The following is an 18728-nucleotide window of genomic DNA, read 5'->3' on the forward strand; positions in this document are numbered from 1 at the left end:
GTTATGTGTTCTTCAGTTTAAGTGAAAAAATAGCCAACAAATTACGTCGTCTTATAGCGAATGCCGCGAGAGGAAGTAATAAGAGCAGTGAAGTCGAACCGCCACCTGTTTCAGGTGAAAGTGCGTTGGTCACAGGTTGAGGGCATTGATAGCCCGCTAGGCGGCCTACCCCCCATTCAATCAAGGTGCCAGAATTTCCCGGGCTGTAGTCAACCACTTCCAAACGCCAGTAGCCGCTTAGGGCTTCGCCTTGTAAAGAGCCCAATATGGCATCATGTGCCAACACCCAATAGTCATCAAAACCATTGATGGCCGATGGTGCTTGGTTAAGTAATTCGACGCGTGTCCCTGCGGGTGAAATTAAGGTAACGCGCAGCTCTTGTAGCTCTGGGTGCGATAACTGCAGGCGAACCACAAAATCTTCATCAATCAATGCGTTGCCAACATCGATCGTCAAGCCATAGCTCTTAAATCCGGACGTAACCGTGTCTGTACTGTCAATACTGGCGTCTTTCAATACTGAATTTATCGCTACTGGCGGCGTTGCAAGCTGTGGCTTACCCACGATAAACGATAAAGTTTGCTTGTCAGATTGCATTGCAAGGTACGGTTGATATTGATAACTCGATTCAAACAGTAGAGTCTGTTTGACTCCGCAGGTGTAGGTGGTTGGCAGCGCGATGCTCCATTGCTGCTGCTGGAATTTTTCGCTAGCGAAAGTAACGGTTTCACCTTGCAAAGTGGCTACCGTTTGTAAACTTGCTTGGCGATTCGTGGCCTGAATGTGCACGTTCAGCGGATCCGTTGGCATCACAAATCGACGTTCCAACAGGAATTTGAAGGGTTCTTGGACTAAGTTATGTTGCTTAAATTGCTGTAATAGCATCGCATCATAAGCGCGATGCGGGTACAGCTGTTTGGCGGTATACAGCATGCTTTCACTCAAATCATGCATTTTTAGACCACGACCTAAGCCGTACATTGATTCAAGAACAATACGGTCAAATTCAGCAAACGCTTCTTGACCGTACTCGTTCACGGCCTGTTTCAGCGCTTGAAATAAAGGGGTAGACCACAATTCGTCACCCAACTCACCTGCAACACTTTCATGCGCTCGATACTCTGCGGATGCAAAATATTTTGCCCGTTGATTCCACAAACTGCGCGTTGAAATGCGAGTACCAAAATAGCCATCCCAATTAAACACGGTGTCAATTTCGAACGCTTTTCCTTGTGCATACTGGCGGCGAAAACTGTGCGAACCCGCCCAATAGTCACCAAAGCCTTCACCAATCGCGCCCGAATGTCCATAAGCCCAATCGGGAACGATTTGATAATGAATTCCATGCCCAAGCTCATGGGTAACCACGTCGGCATCTAATGCATCGGGCGAGCCCCCAACACCAAACAACACCGCTTTCGGGCCAACATAATAAGAAGAGTTGTTGCTAGATAAACCTCTCGCATCAAACCTCACGGGTTCACTAAACAGGGAAAAACCGAGCTGTTTGGTATAATCAATCGATTGATCAAGATGGTAAAAAGCCATCAGCTGTACAAAGCGATCATCCAGCATCTCCATGGAGAGAATTTCAGCATCTGAGTTCCATTGCGCCACGTCTTCAGCGCTAAGTAAGCCAACACCGCTATCAACCCACTGCTTGGCATCATCTTGTTGCTGTATGGCGGTGGCATCAACTTGTCGTACTCGTTCATTGGCTAAGTAATATTTACCTGCACTTTGCAACATCTCGACATTCGCACTTTGGTAGTGCGGCTGGTTTGGGTAATCAGCAAGATCATTCCACGCCGAATCTGGCGCAGGCAATTGATCCATGGTTCTTAAATCGGGATCAAAAAGTTGCACATTGATGCTCTGCACATCTCCCGATGAGAGCGAAGGCGGTTCATTCGCCATCAATCGGCGGGGCGATTCGAGCTCTGCCGCTACCAATGCAACGCCATCTCGCTCGACCGTATTGTGCAAACTTTTGAACACGCGCGTCACTACGCCGGACTGATCGGTCGAGAGCACTAACGCTTTTTGCGGTTGGTATTGGCCGTTCTGCCATACATCAAAGTTGTAATGATTTCCCAGTAAACTCTCGGTTTGATAACGAAACTTCAGTGTCCCAACATCAGGATAAAGCGAGCTCAAATACAGCTCAGCCGACTCTTTCGTTGCAATGGTCGTTTTCGCCAGTGGATAGTCCCACTCCCCCGCAAAGGCGGAATGGCTCAAGCATAGCAAGGTGCTCAGAACGATAATTTTTTTCATCTCTAGCTCCTAAAACACGTATTTAGCCGTAGCGGTAAAGTAACGCCCGGGCTCAGTGGAATAGAGAGTTTGACTTTGACTTACACCTGCGACGTCTTGGTAACGAACGTATTCACGGTCAAATAGGTTCATGATGTTGAGGCTCACATCAAGGTCACGCATCACTTGATAACTCACGCCAAGATCGACCGTAGACCATGCCGACGTTTGCGCGCATTGCGCTTTACGGCCGATATCATCAGAGCATGCTGGTGCTCGGTCCATCGAACTCGCCCAGTTCCAACGTGCGTAGGCATCCCAATCTTGCTGCTGGTAATTTAGTTGTCCATTACCTTCCCACGGCGTGATGGTACGAACGTATTCATCTTGATCATCTTTGCCATCCACATAACCCGCTTTGAACGTGGTTGACCATTGTTGATTCAGTTGATGGGCGAAGGTGAACTCCACGCCATACGTTTCAACGCCATTAATATTTTGGTACTGCTTGATCCAAGCGCCTCTATCGCTATCAAATCCCACGTCTTTGGTGTCCATGAAATTGTCAAAGAGAGAGTAAAAAACCGCGACATAAGCTTGAGATTGGCCATTATCGTATTTTGAACCCAACTCAAAACTATCACTGGTTTCAGCCTGTAAATTCATGTTCGGCGCGATAAAAAACGGCGTCAGTGGAACAAAGCTGTGGTCTGCCGCACCGTAGGCTTTGTCATAGGTCGGAGCGCGGTAGCCGTGGTTGTAACTGAGGTAACTGTTGAATGATGGCGTCCACTGGTAAGCTACGGATGCGCTCGGTGACCATTCACTGGTTTGAATTTCACTAACAGCAAAACCAGCAATAGGTTGCTCTGACTGAGGAGTAAGGTTATTCAAATCAAAACGTAAACCAGCGCTAAATGCCCACTGGTTGAGGCTGAATCTATCTTGCAAATAGACGCCCAAACCATAGGCCTTCGCCGGTGCAAACGGAATAATATTTTCGTAGGTTTCCCCATTGGAATCCTTGGTATCCACGTGACGAGGGCGTTCATAACGATTGGTATTAAGCACTGCACCGTAAATAAATTGGTGTTCGATGTTGTGGACTCGTGCTGCTTTTTCTAAATCAACCGATAGCCCTATCAACTGATCAGAAAAACTTTCATCGCGTCTCTCACGACGAAATTCAAGGGTGTCGAAAAAGGCATGTTCTTTGGTCAATAAGCGATTGGTTTGAGTATCACTTTGACTATCACGCCAGTAAAGCTTGGCGTCCACATGGTCTGCCCAGAAAGAAAGGGTATCTAATTGCGCACCCAATGATGCCGATAAGGTTTGGTGCTGTTCCTGTTCAAAAAATTCTTTGCTTTCCCATTTGTCATCGCGTTGAATGGAAGCAATGCCTTCTTTGCGGATGTTTTCATCTTTATAGGCGTTAAATTTTGCACTGAGTAACAGCGAATCATTGACCATGTGATCGTGGGCTAACGATGCACTGAATCCTTCAATATCTCGGTTATAGAGATCTTGGTTAAAGTTGCGAGTCTCTTCGCCTTGCCAATATGAAATGGTCACCAAGCTTTCACCATTTCCATTGCGCACCGCTAGCGTGCTACTGCTCTTATATTGATTGCTGATGCCTGTGTAAGAGCCAGAGGCATCAATATAGAAATCACGTCCTTGCAAATAATCCGCCGGCGATTTTGTGGTGACAACCACAACGCCGCCGATCGCGCCCGAACCATGAATGGTAGACCCTGCCCCTTTCACAACCTCAATGCTTTTTATGTTGTCTAAGGCGAAAGTATTGCGGCCTACTTTGTCGTTAATGTCATTGGCACCATAGCCGTCCGATGCGGCGACGCCATCTTGAATGATCGCAATGCGGTTGCCCGTCATCCCTCGAATCGTGATGTTTTGTGGCCGACCAGCGCCACCCGTAACACTGATTCCGGGTTCATGACTCAATACATCATACAGTTCTGTCGCGCCTTGTTTTTCAATGGTTTCACCGTCAATCGCTGATATTGAGCCGGCGACTTTTGACAGCGGCTGTTCTACTTTATTGGCACTCACCACCACTTCTTCAAGCTTGGTTAGGCTGAATTCGGCATGCACTGACCCTACCGCAAGCACGCTAAGCACCGCTGCGGTGATTGGAGAAAGCTTCATTTACTGCTCCGCTTTTTTGTTTTTATCTATGGTAAGAAGAAAGGCGTATTCCACGGCCTGTTGCTGTAGTGCCTTACGTGAATCGCTACTGTGCCCGCTATTGAAGTCCGTCCATAACAAGTAAGGCCCGCTACCCGTGCTCATCAGCGACATTTTTTCTATGTATTTCGCGCCTTCCCAATAAGGGACACGGTTATCAAACCACCCGACACGGACGAGGGTTGGCGGATAAGGTTTGGCTTGAATATTGAGTAGTGGGTCATAAGCTTCAATTGCTGAGCGTTGCAATGGCTGGCTAGGATCTCCCCACTCTTCTCGCTGCTGCACCGAGAGTGAAGAGGAGTCTTCTGCGGACATGCTTCTAAGCACATCCACAAAAGGCACTTGCAGCACTACTCCAGCAAAAAGTGCTGGGTTTTGATTAACCGCGGCCGCAACTAAGGTTCCACCAGCGCTGCCGCCAATCGCATAAATAGCGCGTTGGCCGTTATTAAAATGCTGCAATGAAGAGGCGACGTTCAGGAAATCTGAGATGCCTATTTTTTTCAGAATGCCAGACCCAGCGCGGTGCCATAATTCACCGTGATAGCCACCACCGCGCACATGAGCTATCGCATAAATTACGCCTTGATCCAATAAACTGATCACTTGTGGCATAAAGTACGGACGCATCGTGACGCCATACGCGCCGTAGCCATAAAGAAAGACGCTGGACTGTGCGCTCAAGGTGTCTTTTCGGTACGCCAAAGTGACAGGAATAGCCACGCCATCAACATCCACCACAATCTGTTGTGACTCATACTGTTCCGGTAAATAAGCAGGATAGTGGTCTTGACCCAGTCGCTTCCATTGTAAGCTTGCCACATCAAACTCACGCCAAACTCCTGCAGAAACCATCGACATTGAACGCACGCGCAGTTTATTGCTTTGCCAATCACCGTTATGAGAGACCCAAGCGACTTCACTTTCTGTTGCCAAAGGCTGTGATGCTCTCAACTTTCCATGCTGATCCATAATGGCTAGTTGAGAATGCTGTGCTTGGTTGGTTTTAACCACAACGCCAGCTTGATATAAATAAAAATTATCCAGCGTGGAATGATCATCTGGCGCATAAAAAAGCTGCCAAGGGTTTTCATTCATGCTCAGTAATCGACGGTAGAGTGCAAACTTGCCGTTGAGGTTACTATTGATGTAGAGCCAGCCATTAGCAACGTCTGCGTAGTATTCAATACCCGGCTGTGCGGCACGAAGCGGAAGGCTTAAGTGAGAGCTGTTGGTCTCTAAAATACGTTGTTCACTGCTGTTTTCGTTGTTGACTTGCACGAGGGCAAAATGCGGATCCGCCGCCAAATAGAGAGACACGATCCACTGCGGATCAGCCCACTCCCATAGGGTTTTTGTCTGCTTGCTCAGCACATCATAGCGCTGCAATAAGCTAGAAGAACGGCTTTCTTCTGCCGCCAAAAAATAGAGGTATTGGCCATTTTCAGACCAAATCGCTTGAGTCGTTGCAGATTGGCTAAGCACGATTTCCTGCTTCGATACACGATCCACCAGCGTCAGCGTGTAGTGCTCTTCCCCAGTCAAATCTTCGCTTAATGCAATAAAGCGGTCCCCTTTTGCCACCGCCCAATTGGCTAACTGGTAATAATCTGATTGCTGCTGTCTTACACTGATATTGACCAATCGCTCAATTGGGCTGTCTTCTGCGGTCTTTTTAACAATAAAACGTTCACCCTTAATCACTTGATCATGATAGTAATTTTGGTACTGGATGAGCCAAGGTGTCGGTGCTTTTACGCTCTTACTCTCTGACCATGTTTTGACTAGTGCATTAGAAAGTGGTGTGGCTTGATTGAGCCACTGTTGTGTTTTTTTATTGTGATCTTCAAGGTGTGCTCGAACCTTAGGCTGTCTACGCGAGCCATCTTCCAGCCACTGCAGTGACTCACCATAAGATGAATAAAAACAAGACAAACCAACAACAAAAGCAATGATATTGAGTAATTTCATTATGATCAGTGAAAACATAGCCAATTATTATAATGAGGCGCAGCTTGCCACTAAACGATAATGAGATCAATTATCATTTTTATATAAAATAAAGAAATTATGGGATTTATAAGGGTGAACGTTTGCGTGTATATAAAAACACCGCCTATTTGGCGGTGTTTTTATAATTAGGGTGAGGTTGTCTCAGCAAATACTGGCATTGAGTCCGTCAGCAGATTCGATTGACCGAAAGGTCACGCTGACAAGACGCTCGCTGTTACTCATCGTCCACTTTAGGTGCAACTCTCTTTTTCGGCACAAATACCGCATCACCCACTGCCACATTCTGATAAAAGGTTTTATCGCGTTTAACGGGCTTCTTATTGGCGGTGTTCGCCTTGGGCTTAGTACTTTTAGTCTTAGCGGCTGCGTTTTTCTTAAAGGCCGGAACACGTGGTTTTAGTCCGGTAAATTTACCTTTCAGATCATCAAATTGAGAGAACTCGATATCTTGCTGCAAAAAGGCTTCCACGCGCTTGAAGCTGTCCCAATCTTTTGGGCCAACCAGCGAGATTGCATCACCTTTATTACCCGCACGGCCTGTACGACCAACACGGTGCACATACTCTTCCGTATGTTTGGGCATATCAAAGTTAATCACGTGCGTCACGTTCGCGATATCAAGGCCGCGTGAAGCCACATCCGTCGTGACCAAAATTTTAAATACAGCGCGCTCAAACTGGCTCATGATGGTGTTGCGCTGGTTTTGATTTAAATTACCACTCAACGCAACGGCTTTCAGTTTCTGCTCGTTGAGTTTAAGCGTTAAACGCTCAGTATCAGAACGGGTCGCGGTAAAAATGATCACTTGTCGATATTCGGCTTCTTGCAGCACGCGTTCGAGTAAGGCTTCTTTGTGATCGAGATGATCGCAGAGGTAGAATTTTTGGGTGATGTCTTTATGCTCTTCGTTGACAACACCAATCGAAATGCGTTTTGGATCTTTAAGCAACTCGGTACCAAAGTCATTCACTTGGCCGTGATCAAGCGTTGCGGAAAACATCAGTGTTTGGCGACGACGGTGGTTCGCTGCATGATGAATACGGCGTAGTTCCGGAGCAAAACCTAGGTCCAGCATGCGGTCAGCTTCATCAAGGATCAGCGTATCTAAACCATCAAGACGCAACGAACGGTGCTCTAAGTGATCCGCTAAACGACCGGGAGTCGCCACAATAAAACGGGGGAAACGGCGCAGTGCTTTTACTTGGTCGTTAAAGTTTTCACCGCCCACAATCAGCGTTGCTTCGTAGCTCAACCCACTGAGCATAGTACGCAGCTCACCGTACACTTGTTTGGCCAACTCACGTGTCGGAGCAAGAATCAGAGCTCTAGGGTCTTTTGCTGATAACGCTTTAGTTTTTAGAGACTTATGCAGCATTGGCAAAACAAACGCTAATGTTTTACCCGAACCAGTCTTAGAGGATGCCAACAAATCTTTACCTGCAATCGCCACGGGAACCGCTTGTTGTTGGATCTCTGTCGCTTGTTTGAAGTCATAGTGTTTGAGGGTCTTCAATAAGCGATTGTCTAAGCCTAAATCTTTAAACTGCAAAGGATTCTCCAAAAATTTGTAAAGTTGCCACAATAAATAGGGCAAGAGGTCAAAATGAAAACGCAATATGATAGCCCGAAAGGCGCTTAGATAGATAGAGATCACATAAAAATAATCAGCACGCACACTTTTTCAAAGCATAAGAAGATAGAAAATACGTCTCTTAACGATGAGACATAGCGGAGTAAATGAGCATAAATTGAAATTCTTGGATTATTTTGACGTTCGGCTACTGGGTGAACGCTAGAATAGTGTCTACAATTGAGTTCGTCACTATATGATGATTTCCAAACAAGTGTATACCCAAACAACTTGACGTTGCAGGTAAACAGCACCGCTGTAGCTTCAAGTAGGAAAAGTATAATAGGGCGTCATTGATAATAATCTTACAAACAAGGAGTTCAATAATGAATAAGATGTTAATTGCAGCTGCAGCCTCTTCTGTACTTCTACTTGCTGGTTGCGCATCAGGCCCTGATGACGCAGCAATGACGAAAATGGATCAGCTAAGCGACCAAGTTAGCCAACTCAGTGATCAAATTTCTGCACTTAAGAGCGAGCAATCGACACTTTCGTCTAAAGTAAGCCAAGCGGCTGATGCCGCTGCCGCTGCGCAAGAAGAAGCGGCTCGTGCAAACGAGCGTATCGATAATATTGCTCAGTCATACACGAAATAATTTCGTTATATTCCATAGCTGAAATTGCTTAAAAGGCTTGTTAATTCAAGCCTTTTTTATTGCTGCTATTACATGGTTCACCATTAATGAACTCATCAACTTCTTTAATTACTCCAATGAGGTTGAAAAATCTGCAGCCACAACTTCGACAGGCACACCATTTTGCGCCAAGATCACCGCTCTCGCTTTCGCATCTGATTTGTTAAATTCATCCAACCACCAGCGAAGTTCTTGCGGTACCTGCAACTCTTTTTTACTGCCGTTACTGCGCGTTAAAGGTTCATGAGCTTCAAGAAATACGCTTCGATCTGGCTCTAAGGCTAATTTTATCGGCTCATCAATTACTTTCACTTTCTCGCCACGCTGGACCTGCTTAAACAGCCATTCAATATCCTTGGGATCCATACGAATACAACCTGAGCTGACTCTCATACCAATACCAAAATCTTTGTTGGTACCGTGGATCAAATAATCACCCGCACCATAAGCGAGACGAAGCGCGTATTCGCCAAGCGGGTTATCTGGCCCAGCAGGCACCACCGCAGGCAGTTCAATACCTTTCGCTTTATATTCAGTGCGGATCGATTGAGGAGGTGTCCAAGTTGGGTTCGGCCGTTTTTGGCTGATAGTGGTTTCCATTTCGGGCGTGTCACGACCAATACGGCCAATACCGACGGGGAAAATATGCACTTTGCGTTTTTCAGGCTCAAAGTAATAGAGCCGCAGTTCAGCTAAGTTGATGACGATGCCTTCGTAAGCCACGTGCGGTAAAATAATTTGTGACGGAATGGTTAGCACAAACTCTTGCTGCGGCAAAAATGGGTCAATTCCTTTGTTAGCCGCCATCAAAGATAAAAACCCAACATCGTACTGTTTTGCAATTTGCGCTAAGGTTTCGCCCTGCTCAATCACGTGATATTGAGTTCGGCCAACCATGCTACTGCCTTCGGCAGGAAAATCATAAGTCGCGGCAAACGCGTTCACACTGAGCGCACCCCAGCAACAACACAAAGAGAGTAGCTTGCGTAGCATGGTGATCAGGTATCCTTGGCGTCTTTATAGATCTGTAAGGTTATCTCTCTTTCTACTTTATGATCAACCATTGGCGCGGGATATGACAAGGAATTGACGGCAGGGAATTTCCAAGGCGTGTGGATGTACTTATCTGGCAACGAAGCCAATTCAGGTACCCACTGACGAATAAAATCACCTTTCGGATCAAAACGTTCCCCTTGGCTGGTAGGGTTAAAAATTCGAAAATAAGGTTGCCCATCACACCCAGTTGAAGCGCACCACTGCCAACCGCCATTGTTGGATGCATAATCGCCATCCACTAATGTTTGCATAAAATATTGTTCACCAAGTCGCCAATCGATATGCAGATCTTTGGTTAGAAAACTGGCCACAACCATCCTTAATCGGTTATGCATCCACCCAGTTTTATTGAGTTGGCGCATCGCCGCATCGACAATAGGGAACCCGGTTTGACCCTGCTGCCAACGTTCAAAGGCCGTTGAGTTCTCCCACCAAGATACATGTTTCCCCCAAGGTGCAAAATCTTTTCCCTTACAGAGATCAGGACGAAACCCGATCAGATGCTGATAGAATTCACGCCAAATAATTTCGCTCAGCCAAGTTTGCGCCCCTTCAGACAACCCAATATGTTGCGATTCAGCGTATAGACGCGCCATACATTGACGCGCAGAAAGCGCCCCTATTGCGAGATAAGGTGACAGTGCGCTGGTCGAATCCAACGCGGGAAAATCACGCTGCTGGTGGTAATTCTGTACCTTATCACGGCAAAACTGGCGTAATTTAGCGCGAATTGCATCGAACTCTACCACCCAATGATCACTGCTGATGCGTGGATAGCTGAACGAGCGGTGTTCGCTCCACAGCAACGGCTCAAGATCCTTTATGCGTTTATAATGTGCAGAAATAGGCGTTGGTAAAATTTGAGGTAGAGCCGCTTGTGATAACCACGCTCGTTTAAAAGGCGTAAAGACTTTGAAATAATCACCTTGCTTGTTTTTGACCGAACCGGGCGCAATAATGCACTTATCGTCGTATGCTCGCCACTCGATCTGGCTCTCTAGGCAAAACTGGTTCGCCATCTCATCACGCTGCAACTCATTGATTTCATACTCGCGATTAACTAACACTGCGCTGGCATTGAGCTGCTTAGCCATGGTGGCGATCTGCTGCGCAGCATCAGCGTAATCATCAACTTCCTCATACAGCAGAGCAATATTGAGTGCTTGCAGTTCACGTTGCAGCTCAAATAAACGCCGATAGATAAGATCCGCCTGCATCGGAGCAAGATGGTGTTTTTGCCACTGTGCTGGCGTTGCAATGAATACGGCAACAACAGGTTCTTCACCATCAATGGCGGCATGTAATGCCGTATTATCAACGGATCGTAAATCTCGGCGCAGCCAGAGTAATTTCACTGTACATCCTTACTGATTAATCTAACGAATGGTGCAGACGAGCAACCACATCTGACAACGAAAGCTTATCTCCCAGTGAGATACGCAATTTCCGTAACGCTTGAACTTGCTGCTCGGTTAGTGCTCGGTTGGCAAACAGCGCAACCTGTTGGTAGTTTGCTAAAGCATCATGATCAACAAGAGCGGTAAGATCTTCGACACCATCTAAGATAGTGAGGTTATAACCAGCTTCCACCTTTCCCACGAACCATAGCCAAGCCAGTATGCTCGATGTTGGATCAAGATTAACGCAAAGACATTTTCCTTTAGTTGCCGCTTTGTTTTCCGCTTCAATGATCGAGCTCAACTTGCTTATCATCAGTGCCTGAAAAAGCCCTTTTTGCAAACTGCGCAACGGTCCTTTAACCCGCTCTAACGTGTCGATGACAGGAAAGACAAACTGCTGCTCAACAATCTCTAACGGATACTCTTTCAATACCGTAGCAATGGTTGATTCCGCTTTGCCTTTATTGAGATCCACTAAAGCTTGCAGCAATTGTTCTTGCTCTAAAAGCTCTGAACCATGATTTGCCAAAGTATCAATGATGCTTTCACTGCCACTGAGCAATGCACTCACTTTGCCAATCGAAACACCTTTCGCCAGCCAACCTTGAATGATGCGAATCGTCGCAATATCCTCTTGTGAATAAAGGCGATGCCCTTTTTCCGTGCGCTGTGGCTGAACAAGGTGATAGCGGCGCTGCCATGCACGCAAGGTAACGGGCTTTACTCCAGTCATCTCGGCAACGTCTCGAATAGCGTATAATTTTTCAGTCATCATGTTTTCAGTCAGTGCGTTCTCATAGTCCATAACGTAGCCTTAACGTTTGTGGATAAGGCGATAAATAGTGCTGTTGCTGCAGATAAGCATCGGGATACATTTTTATGTAATGTTTGAGCAACGTAATAGGCGCAAGTAAAGGAAGCTCGCCAGTTCGATAGTCATCAATCAATTGCGCTAACTCCACTTTCTGCTCTTTGTTTAAGGCTCGTTTGAAATAACCCTGAATGTGCATCAAAACATTGGTGTTATTTTTACGGCTCGCTCTGTGTTTAAGCGCATCCATTAGCCCTTGGCGATAGTGCTCAATAAAATACTGTGGCGGATGCTGCTTGACTTCAGCCACCAAACGGCCGAGTTCTCGATACGCTTGCGGGTGATGCGCCATTAACGTCAATTTGTAACGTGAATGAAAGGCCACCACTTTGCCCGGTGTCGGGTTGTCACCTATCGATTGATAAAAGTCATGTAAACAGTAGACACGCGTAATGAAGTTTTCGCGAAGCACAGGATCATGCAAACGGCCATCTTCCTCTACAGGCAACCACGGCATTTTACGCATCAAAGTGGCGGTATAAAGCCCAACACCCTCTTTGTCTGCTCGTTGATGCTTATAGACTTTGACTCTTTCCATGCCACATGTCGGGGATTTCGCACAAACGATATAACCACACAATTTCATCAATTCGAGCTCATCAACTTTTCGTTCTGAGAAATCGAACATGGCTTGCGTGTAATCTTTGGTTTCATCTTTAGTTTCAACCAGCGCTAAACGCTCTTCGTGAGAGATCAGGCGAATGGTAGGCCTTGGCACGGTTAAGCCAATCGAAACCTCTGGGCAAACGGGTATGAAAGAGAAATAATTCGTTAACTCTTTGGTCACAAAGTCACTCGCTTTGTGGCCAGAATCAAAACGGACTTGCTCTCCCAGCACACATGCACTGATCCCGATACGAATTTCTGGATTACTCATCGCCGCCTCATATACAAAAATATTTGTTGTATAATGTATAGCACACTCCAACCACCTTATACAAAATATATTTATGTACACATAAAAGGTAAACGTTTACCCAAATCGATTGCCTTACCACTTTCAACACTTTTAGTTATCAATGAGCCACAAAAAGGGTATTAACCTCCATTCTGTGACAAATCTCTCAAGGAACAGTGTCAGGTCTAGCTAGTATTGCCTCAACAAAACACATCAGATTCAACAGAATTAGTAATTTAATCCACTTATTGCGGATAAATCGCTGACTCGAAAACTTTGGAGTAACAACGATGGCAACCCCACACATTAATGCGCAAGTTGGTGATTTCGCTGAAACCGTTCTAATGCCAGGCGATCCATTACGTGCAAAATACATTGCTGAAACTTTTTTAGATGATGCTAAACAGGTTTGTGATGTTCGCAGTATGTTCGGTTATACCGGTACTTATAAGGGTAAAAAAGTATCCGTTATGGGCCACGGTATGGGCATTCCATCATGCTCGATTTATGTTCACGAGTTGATTTCAGAATACGGTGTAAAAAATATCATCCGTATTGGTAGCTGTGGCGCAGTTCGTGACGATGTCAATCTAATGGATATCGTTATTGGTATGGGTGCTTCAACCGATTCCAAAGTTAACCGCATCCGTTTTAACAACCACGATTTTGCCGCGATTGCGGATTACGGATTGCTTGAAACGGCCGTCAATCAAGCACGCGCACAAAACGTGCCCGTGAAGGTAGGCAACGTGTTTTCCGCTGATCTGTTCTACACACCTGAAGGTGATTTATTCGAAAAAATGAATAAGCTTGGCATCTTAGGTGTGGATATGGAAGCGGCCGGTATTTATGGTGTTGCAGCGGATCTAGGCGCAAAAGCATTGACGATTCTTACGGTGTCAGACCACATCATTCGCGGTGAGAAATTAAGCTCTGAAGATCGCCAAACCTCTTTTAACGACATGATGAAAGTCGCGCTTGAAACAGCGATTAGTATCTAATTTTTAAACCTCAGCTGCTCACCCAAATTGGCAGCCTTAAATTACCCCGAGGGGGCGATTGTGTCCAACGACCAACTACCCAAGGACGCAGATGGTTTACAACTCAACTTTTGTAAAACATTGGCGTGTGACAACTTTGGACTGAGTGAAGCCGAACGGTACGTTCTGCAGCGCGTAAACCCGAAGCGTCCAACGATGGTTTGTCGTGAATGTGGAGCTTTCCCCCCCTTACTTAACAACCGAGAAGTGTTAAACGAATTACACCGTTTAAGGCAGCTTCACAGCGACGGGTTGCCCGCTTGTCGCAGTGATGATTGCCAAAATTTCGGTTTATCTGTTCATACGCACAAACACCTCTATCACGCTTTTGGCTACAGCGGCGATCGCCAGCGATACCGTTGCAAAGCTTGTCAGAGTACCTTTGTTGATAAGTGGTCAGGAGCCAACAAAAAACTCGTTTTTCAAGAAACCCTACTCGGCCTACTCTTCATGAGTTATTCGGTGCGAGAGATTTGCCGTAAATTATCCATCAACCCAAAAACGTTTTATGATCATGTCGAGCACATTGCCAGTCGCTGTCGGCGAAAACTGGCCATGATTGATGCGCGTTGGGTGAATCATGCAAACCAATATGAGCTGGCTTGCAATTACATCCCGCTCCAGCCCCATAGCGACAACGGCGTATTGTGGTTTGCAACAGGTGAAGCCAAAACAGGTTATATACTCTGTCAGCACGTAAACTATTCCGCCAATGAAGAGCCTGCAGGCGAGCTTGATCACAACCCCTATCACTCGCCCGCGCGTTTTGTTTCTCGTGAACATTCATCCGAAGCGAATCTACCCACTCCTGACGCATCTCCGCTATTGCGCGAGCGTATTGATCAGAAATACCAAACGATTTTAGCCCGCGGTAATGTTGAAGACCCCATGGGTAACCTCACCACTTTTCATTACCCTTCTAAAGGCGCCTTGATTCGCCCTCCTTACACCTCTTATGCTCACTTCCTCCACGTGCTGGATTTGTGCCTTGAAGATAAGCGAGTTTCTATCTATCTGCCTCAAGATCCGGTTTTACGTTCTGCCGCATTGAGCGTCTGTTTGCCGCGAATCAAGCGTAAGAATGTTGACTTGATGTACGTTGAGGAAGATCCGCAATGGCAAAATGGACATTCCGTGAATAAAACGGACATTGTTCACATGGGATGGTGGCGAGATCGCTGGGCTATTGCCAATCAGGCGCAGGCTGCCAAAGGTGTTTGCTATTTGGCAGGAGACAATCCAACACCCGAAGCTTGGCTCGATAAAGCATCGATTAAGCAAACAGAGTTCTATCAAAAACGCTTCCAACTGTTGTTCGAAAGCTTTATCAACGAACCGAGGCGTAAACTTCGCCCTGGCGGCCTACAACCAATGCTGGATATTTTTCGTGCTTGGCACAATCTGTGCTACCAAGATAAACATGGATTCACCGCCGCCCAAAATTTGGAATTAACTAAACATCCACTGACATTGAAAGAACTACTCTCTTAGATTTTTAGGTTATATTTAGACTGTGGATTGTGAAGTAGCGCAGATTATTGTGGTAATGAATAACCAATGCACCCACTTTTGGGAAAGTAAATAGTGCGCTTTAACGTTGGCTTCATATAATGAATCGGTGACTTAGGCTTCTTACTTTTGAGGAACAGCCCGTTTGGATAAAAGCCAATACCTTCTTGAAATTGAAATAGAACAGCTTAGAGCCCGTATTGAAACTGAGCCGGAGAAGGTGTCGATCGTCGCGGAGCAGTGTTTATTGAGAGCACAGCAGATCTTTTTCCCAGAAGGGGCGATTCAATGTTTGATCATTTTATCTCGCTGCGCTTGGTGTCTAATGGACTACCGTGTGGGTTTAAAATACATTAAAGAAGCCTTATCCACTCAAAATACCCTCGATACTGATGATTGCCTTCCCGAAATTCTGCATATTCACGCGCTGCAACTTTGGGGTCAGGCAAAATATTATACCGCCCAACAATATTGGATAAATGCCTTAGAACAATCAGCTCTGGTTGATGAAGTTGATATCCAGATAGAGTGCCTCATTGGTCTGGGTAATGTTTGGCGTATTACCAACGAATATCAACTTTCATGTTCAACACACGAGCTAGCCGTTAAAGTTGCTAATAATGCCCGTATCCATTGGTTAGAAGGCAAAGCCCGTATTCTGTGGGCATGGGATCTCTATCTACTTAACCAATACATTGATATGCTCACGGTGCTCGATGGTGCAGAAGAAGCGCTACAGGATCATCCCGATAAAACTTGGCAAGCCGAGGTTTGGGATTTTCGCGGCTTGGCACTGCTCGGGCTTGAACGAATCGAAGATGCGGAAGCGGCAACCACCAAAGCACTCGAACTTGCCGTGGAGCATAACCTTGTGTGGATGAAGGCCCACTCATTCATTAGTCGAGCTCGTTTGGAACTGCTGAGAAAAGACTCCAAGAAAGCAACTGAGCTGTTGCTTCTTGCTGAAGCCTCTGCTGCTTCGTTTGATAAAGGTGAGCTACTTTCACAAATTTGCTACCAACAATCCCTAGTCGCAGAGCAGCGTGGTGATTTTAAAGCTTCTTTAGCCTCATTTAAGAAATATCGCCAATTTACGGTTGAGATGCTTCGAGAACAAACGGCGCGCATTGGCCTTGATAAAGCAAGAGCCTCTAAGCGACAACTTGAGCAACGAGCACGTAAACTCATTAACCGTATTCGTGGTCAACACGAATACGACCCAGAGAAACATCTCTCCAATGTAGTTTCAGAGACTTATTGGTGGGAACAACTCATGCTGTTCAAGACCGAGTTGAAGCATTCTAATCACGCTGTCATTGTCATCCAACATAACGACTCAAAGTACCTCGATGTATGTACCGAGATTGCTCACTCGCTCTGTAACCAAAAAGATCTCGTTTCTCGTTTAAGTAGCGAACGCTTAGCGCTGCTTCTTGCCGATAAAGGCGATGCAGCGCTGCACGTCTTCCATGTATTGGCTAAGATGATTGAAATATACCCCTGGGAAAGAAAAGGATTAACGGGGTCGCTACCTCAAGTGATGTTCCAAGACATTTTGAGTTTCCCATTCACATTAGAACAACTGGAAGACAGTCAACCTCAGGAATGGTCGCATGGAAGTACTGCTCAGTAAGATTAAAGATACGGGTTTGGATGCCACCTCCGTTTCCGGAGAAGAGGCCATCATTTTCTGGAATCACGTCCGACAACATATAGCCTCAACATCAAAAGAAAAAGCACTTAGCTACATCATCAGTGCAGAGTATCGTTCAGAACTGCATCAGTCGTCCGCCAGTATAGAGGAGCTTCGTCACGCCTTAGCATTACTTGAATTGCCTAAGGACGCCGAAATTATTTTGTCTGTGAAAAACAGTTTAAGCGATCGCCTAATGGAAAGCGGTGAATTTGCCGCGGCGCTCAACGAATATGTGTCCGCTTCTAATATTGCCGTCGACACAGGTTACATTGACGAATATGTACTAGCCGTCATTGGCATGGGTAACCTGTGTGATGCTTATGGCGAGCACAGCCGAGCCCTTCGTTACTATCAAAAAATTGATAGTATTGATCACGCAATCACCAGCCGCTCATTACGCCTGCGTTATAAACTTTACATGCTATCGTGTTACATTCAACTGCACCGAATCTCCGCCGCCACCGACCTAATTAAAGAGTGTGAAGAGTTGAGTATTTTGGTCAGCGATAAAATTCTTACCGGGCAAATTTCACTCTATCAAGCTCAACTTTATCTTCATCAGGATCAAGTCGATAAAGCGCTCATTACGCTCTCTAGTGTTCAGTACAGTGCTGGGAATATGAATTCCACCTGGCTATCGAATATGATTCGAATTGAAACGGCCAACTGCCTGGCTAAAATAGGCAAAAGTCATATTGCCAATATGATGCTGGCCAGTACAGACAAACGTCTGCAACGATACACGTCACCTACGATGGCCAAGCAGCTGTATCGAGCATTCAGTGCCGTGTGCGAGCGCCAAGGCCTTTATCAAGCCGCCCTGATTTATGAAAAAAAAGGCTTTCGAATTGAAACTGATCTGATGAAAAACATCCCGATTAGTGAGCTGGGGGCCAATCAACTGCGTCGCTTATCGCGCTTTGAATTGCAATTGAAATTGATCTTATCTGAGATTGAAAATCGCGAGCTCAAAGAAACCACCGAACATCAAAAGAATGCTGTAGCCCAACTTCAACAGGATGTCTTCACTGACCCACTCACCACCTTACACAACCGCCGCTGGTTAGATGTCAAGCTGAAAGACCTGTTGCTTCATGAGAAGCTATTTGCATTTCTAGTCATTGATATTGACCATTTTAAATCGATTAATGATGAACTTAGTCACTTGGTTGGTGACAAAGCGATAGTCAATGTTTCACGTGAGTTGAAAAACTACTTTAAATTCCGAGGCTCCTCCTGTGTCCGTTTTGGTGGAGAAGAGTTTCTGGTGATTTTAGAAGATTGCTCGCTCGACCAAGCTGAAATGCATGCCGAAAACTATCGAGAACGCATATTCCAATTTGGTTGGCACGATATTCTAGGTGAGCGCGGCTTAACCGTCAGTATCGGTATAACCTTGCATCGAGATGGTGAAAATACACAACGCACATTCTACCGCGCCGACAAAGCCTTATATCGTGCGAAAGCGAATGGCCGCAACCAAGTGTGCACTGAGTAACTTTCCGAAGG

13 protein-coding genes are annotated in these 18728 nt (G+C 45.9%); 5 read left to right on the forward strand and 8 right to left on the reverse strand.

All coding sequences use genetic code 11. The features are described 5' to 3' along the window. Position 1 precedes the first annotated feature (1 nt). From AACT18_RS15520 to AACT18_RS15535, 4 genes are all read right to left on the reverse strand, one after another. Positions 2 to 2278 (reverse strand): proprotein convertase P-domain-containing protein, encoded by a 2277-nt coding sequence (locus AACT18_RS15520; RefSeq protein WP_094125809.1) that lies wholly within the window; start codon positions 2276 to 2278, stop codon positions 2 to 4. 9 nt (positions 2279 to 2287) lie between these two features. Next, positions 2288 to 4429: a TonB-dependent hemoglobin/transferrin/lactoferrin family receptor gene (locus AACT18_RS15525; RefSeq protein WP_094125808.1), complete on the reverse strand. Its 2142-nt coding sequence runs from the start codon at positions 4427 to 4429 to the stop codon at positions 2288 to 2290. Further along, a complete protein-coding gene (locus AACT18_RS15530) occupies positions 4430 to 6442 on the reverse strand; it encodes a prolyl oligopeptidase family serine peptidase (protein WP_094143024.1) in 2013 nt (670 codons plus the stop codon). Positions 6443 to 6698: 256 nt separating this feature from the next. Continuing rightward, entirely contained in the window at positions 6699 to 8045 is a 1347-nt protein-coding gene (locus AACT18_RS15535) for a DEAD/DEAH box helicase (protein WP_026028423.1), read from the reverse strand. Positions 8046 to 8440: 395 nt separating this feature from the next. Between AACT18_RS15535 and AACT18_RS15540 the strand changes: the two genes are divergently transcribed. Then, positions 8441 to 8710, forward strand: a complete 270-nt coding sequence (locus tag AACT18_RS15540; protein WP_094125050.1) for an Lpp/OprI family alanine-zipper lipoprotein — start codon at positions 8441 to 8443, stop codon at positions 8708 to 8710. Positions 8711 to 8818: 108 nt separating this feature from the next. Here the strand turns inward: AACT18_RS15540 and AACT18_RS15545 are convergent, their stop codons facing one another. From AACT18_RS15545 to AACT18_RS15560, 4 genes are read right to left on the reverse strand one after another with little or no spacing between them, the layout of a single operon-like run. Beyond that, entirely contained in the window at positions 8819 to 9742 is a 924-nt protein-coding gene (locus tag AACT18_RS15545; protein WP_017049254.1) for a L,D-transpeptidase family protein, read from the reverse strand. Between the two features lie 5 nt (positions 9743 to 9747). Beyond that, positions 9748 to 11160, reverse strand: coding sequence for a deoxyribodipyrimidine photo-lyase (gene phrB / locus AACT18_RS15550; protein ID WP_094125049.1), 1413 nt, complete (start codon positions 11158 to 11160; stop codon positions 9748 to 9750). Positions 11161 to 11176: 16 nt separating this feature from the next. Then, positions 11177 to 12010, reverse strand: coding sequence for a MerR family transcriptional regulator (locus tag AACT18_RS15555; protein ID WP_064626600.1), 834 nt, complete (start codon positions 12008 to 12010; stop codon positions 11177 to 11179). Continuing rightward, positions 12000 to 12953: a YbgA family protein gene (locus AACT18_RS15560; RefSeq protein WP_141138389.1), complete on the reverse strand. Its 954-nt coding sequence runs from the start codon at positions 12951 to 12953 to the stop codon at positions 12000 to 12002. Before AACT18_RS15560 ends, AACT18_RS15555 begins: the two co-directional genes overlap by 11 nt. A gap of 311 nt (positions 12954 to 13264) precedes the next feature. On the opposite strand from AACT18_RS15560, the gene deoD reads away from it, so the two are divergent. The 4 genes from deoD (at position 13265) to AACT18_RS15580 (ending at position 18717) form a co-directional block, all read left to right on the forward strand. After that, positions 13265 to 13975, forward strand: coding sequence for a purine-nucleoside phosphorylase (gene deoD / locus AACT18_RS15565; protein WP_013868368.1), 711 nt, complete (start codon positions 13265 to 13267; stop codon positions 13973 to 13975). Positions 13976 to 14035: 60 nt separating this feature from the next. Continuing rightward, positions 14036 to 15505 (forward strand): lactate dehydrogenase, encoded by a 1470-nt coding sequence (locus AACT18_RS15570; protein WP_026028170.1) that lies wholly within the window; start codon positions 14036 to 14038, stop codon positions 15503 to 15505. A gap of 163 nt (positions 15506 to 15668) precedes the next feature. Further along, entirely contained in the window at positions 15669 to 17156 is a 1488-nt protein-coding gene (locus AACT18_RS15575; RefSeq protein WP_013868366.1) for a hypothetical protein, read from the forward strand. Continuing rightward, positions 17137 to 18717 (forward strand): diguanylate cyclase domain-containing protein, encoded by a 1581-nt coding sequence (locus tag AACT18_RS15580; protein WP_013868365.1) that lies wholly within the window; start codon positions 17137 to 17139, stop codon positions 18715 to 18717. Before AACT18_RS15575 ends, AACT18_RS15580 begins: the two co-directional genes overlap by 20 nt. The last annotated feature ends 11 nt before the right edge of the window (positions 18718 to 18728 follow it).

This window comes from Vibrio sp. V04_P4A5T148 (assembly GCF_963875605.1).
GTDB lineage: Bacteria > Pseudomonadota > Gammaproteobacteria > Enterobacterales > Vibrionaceae > Vibrio > Vibrio anguillarum.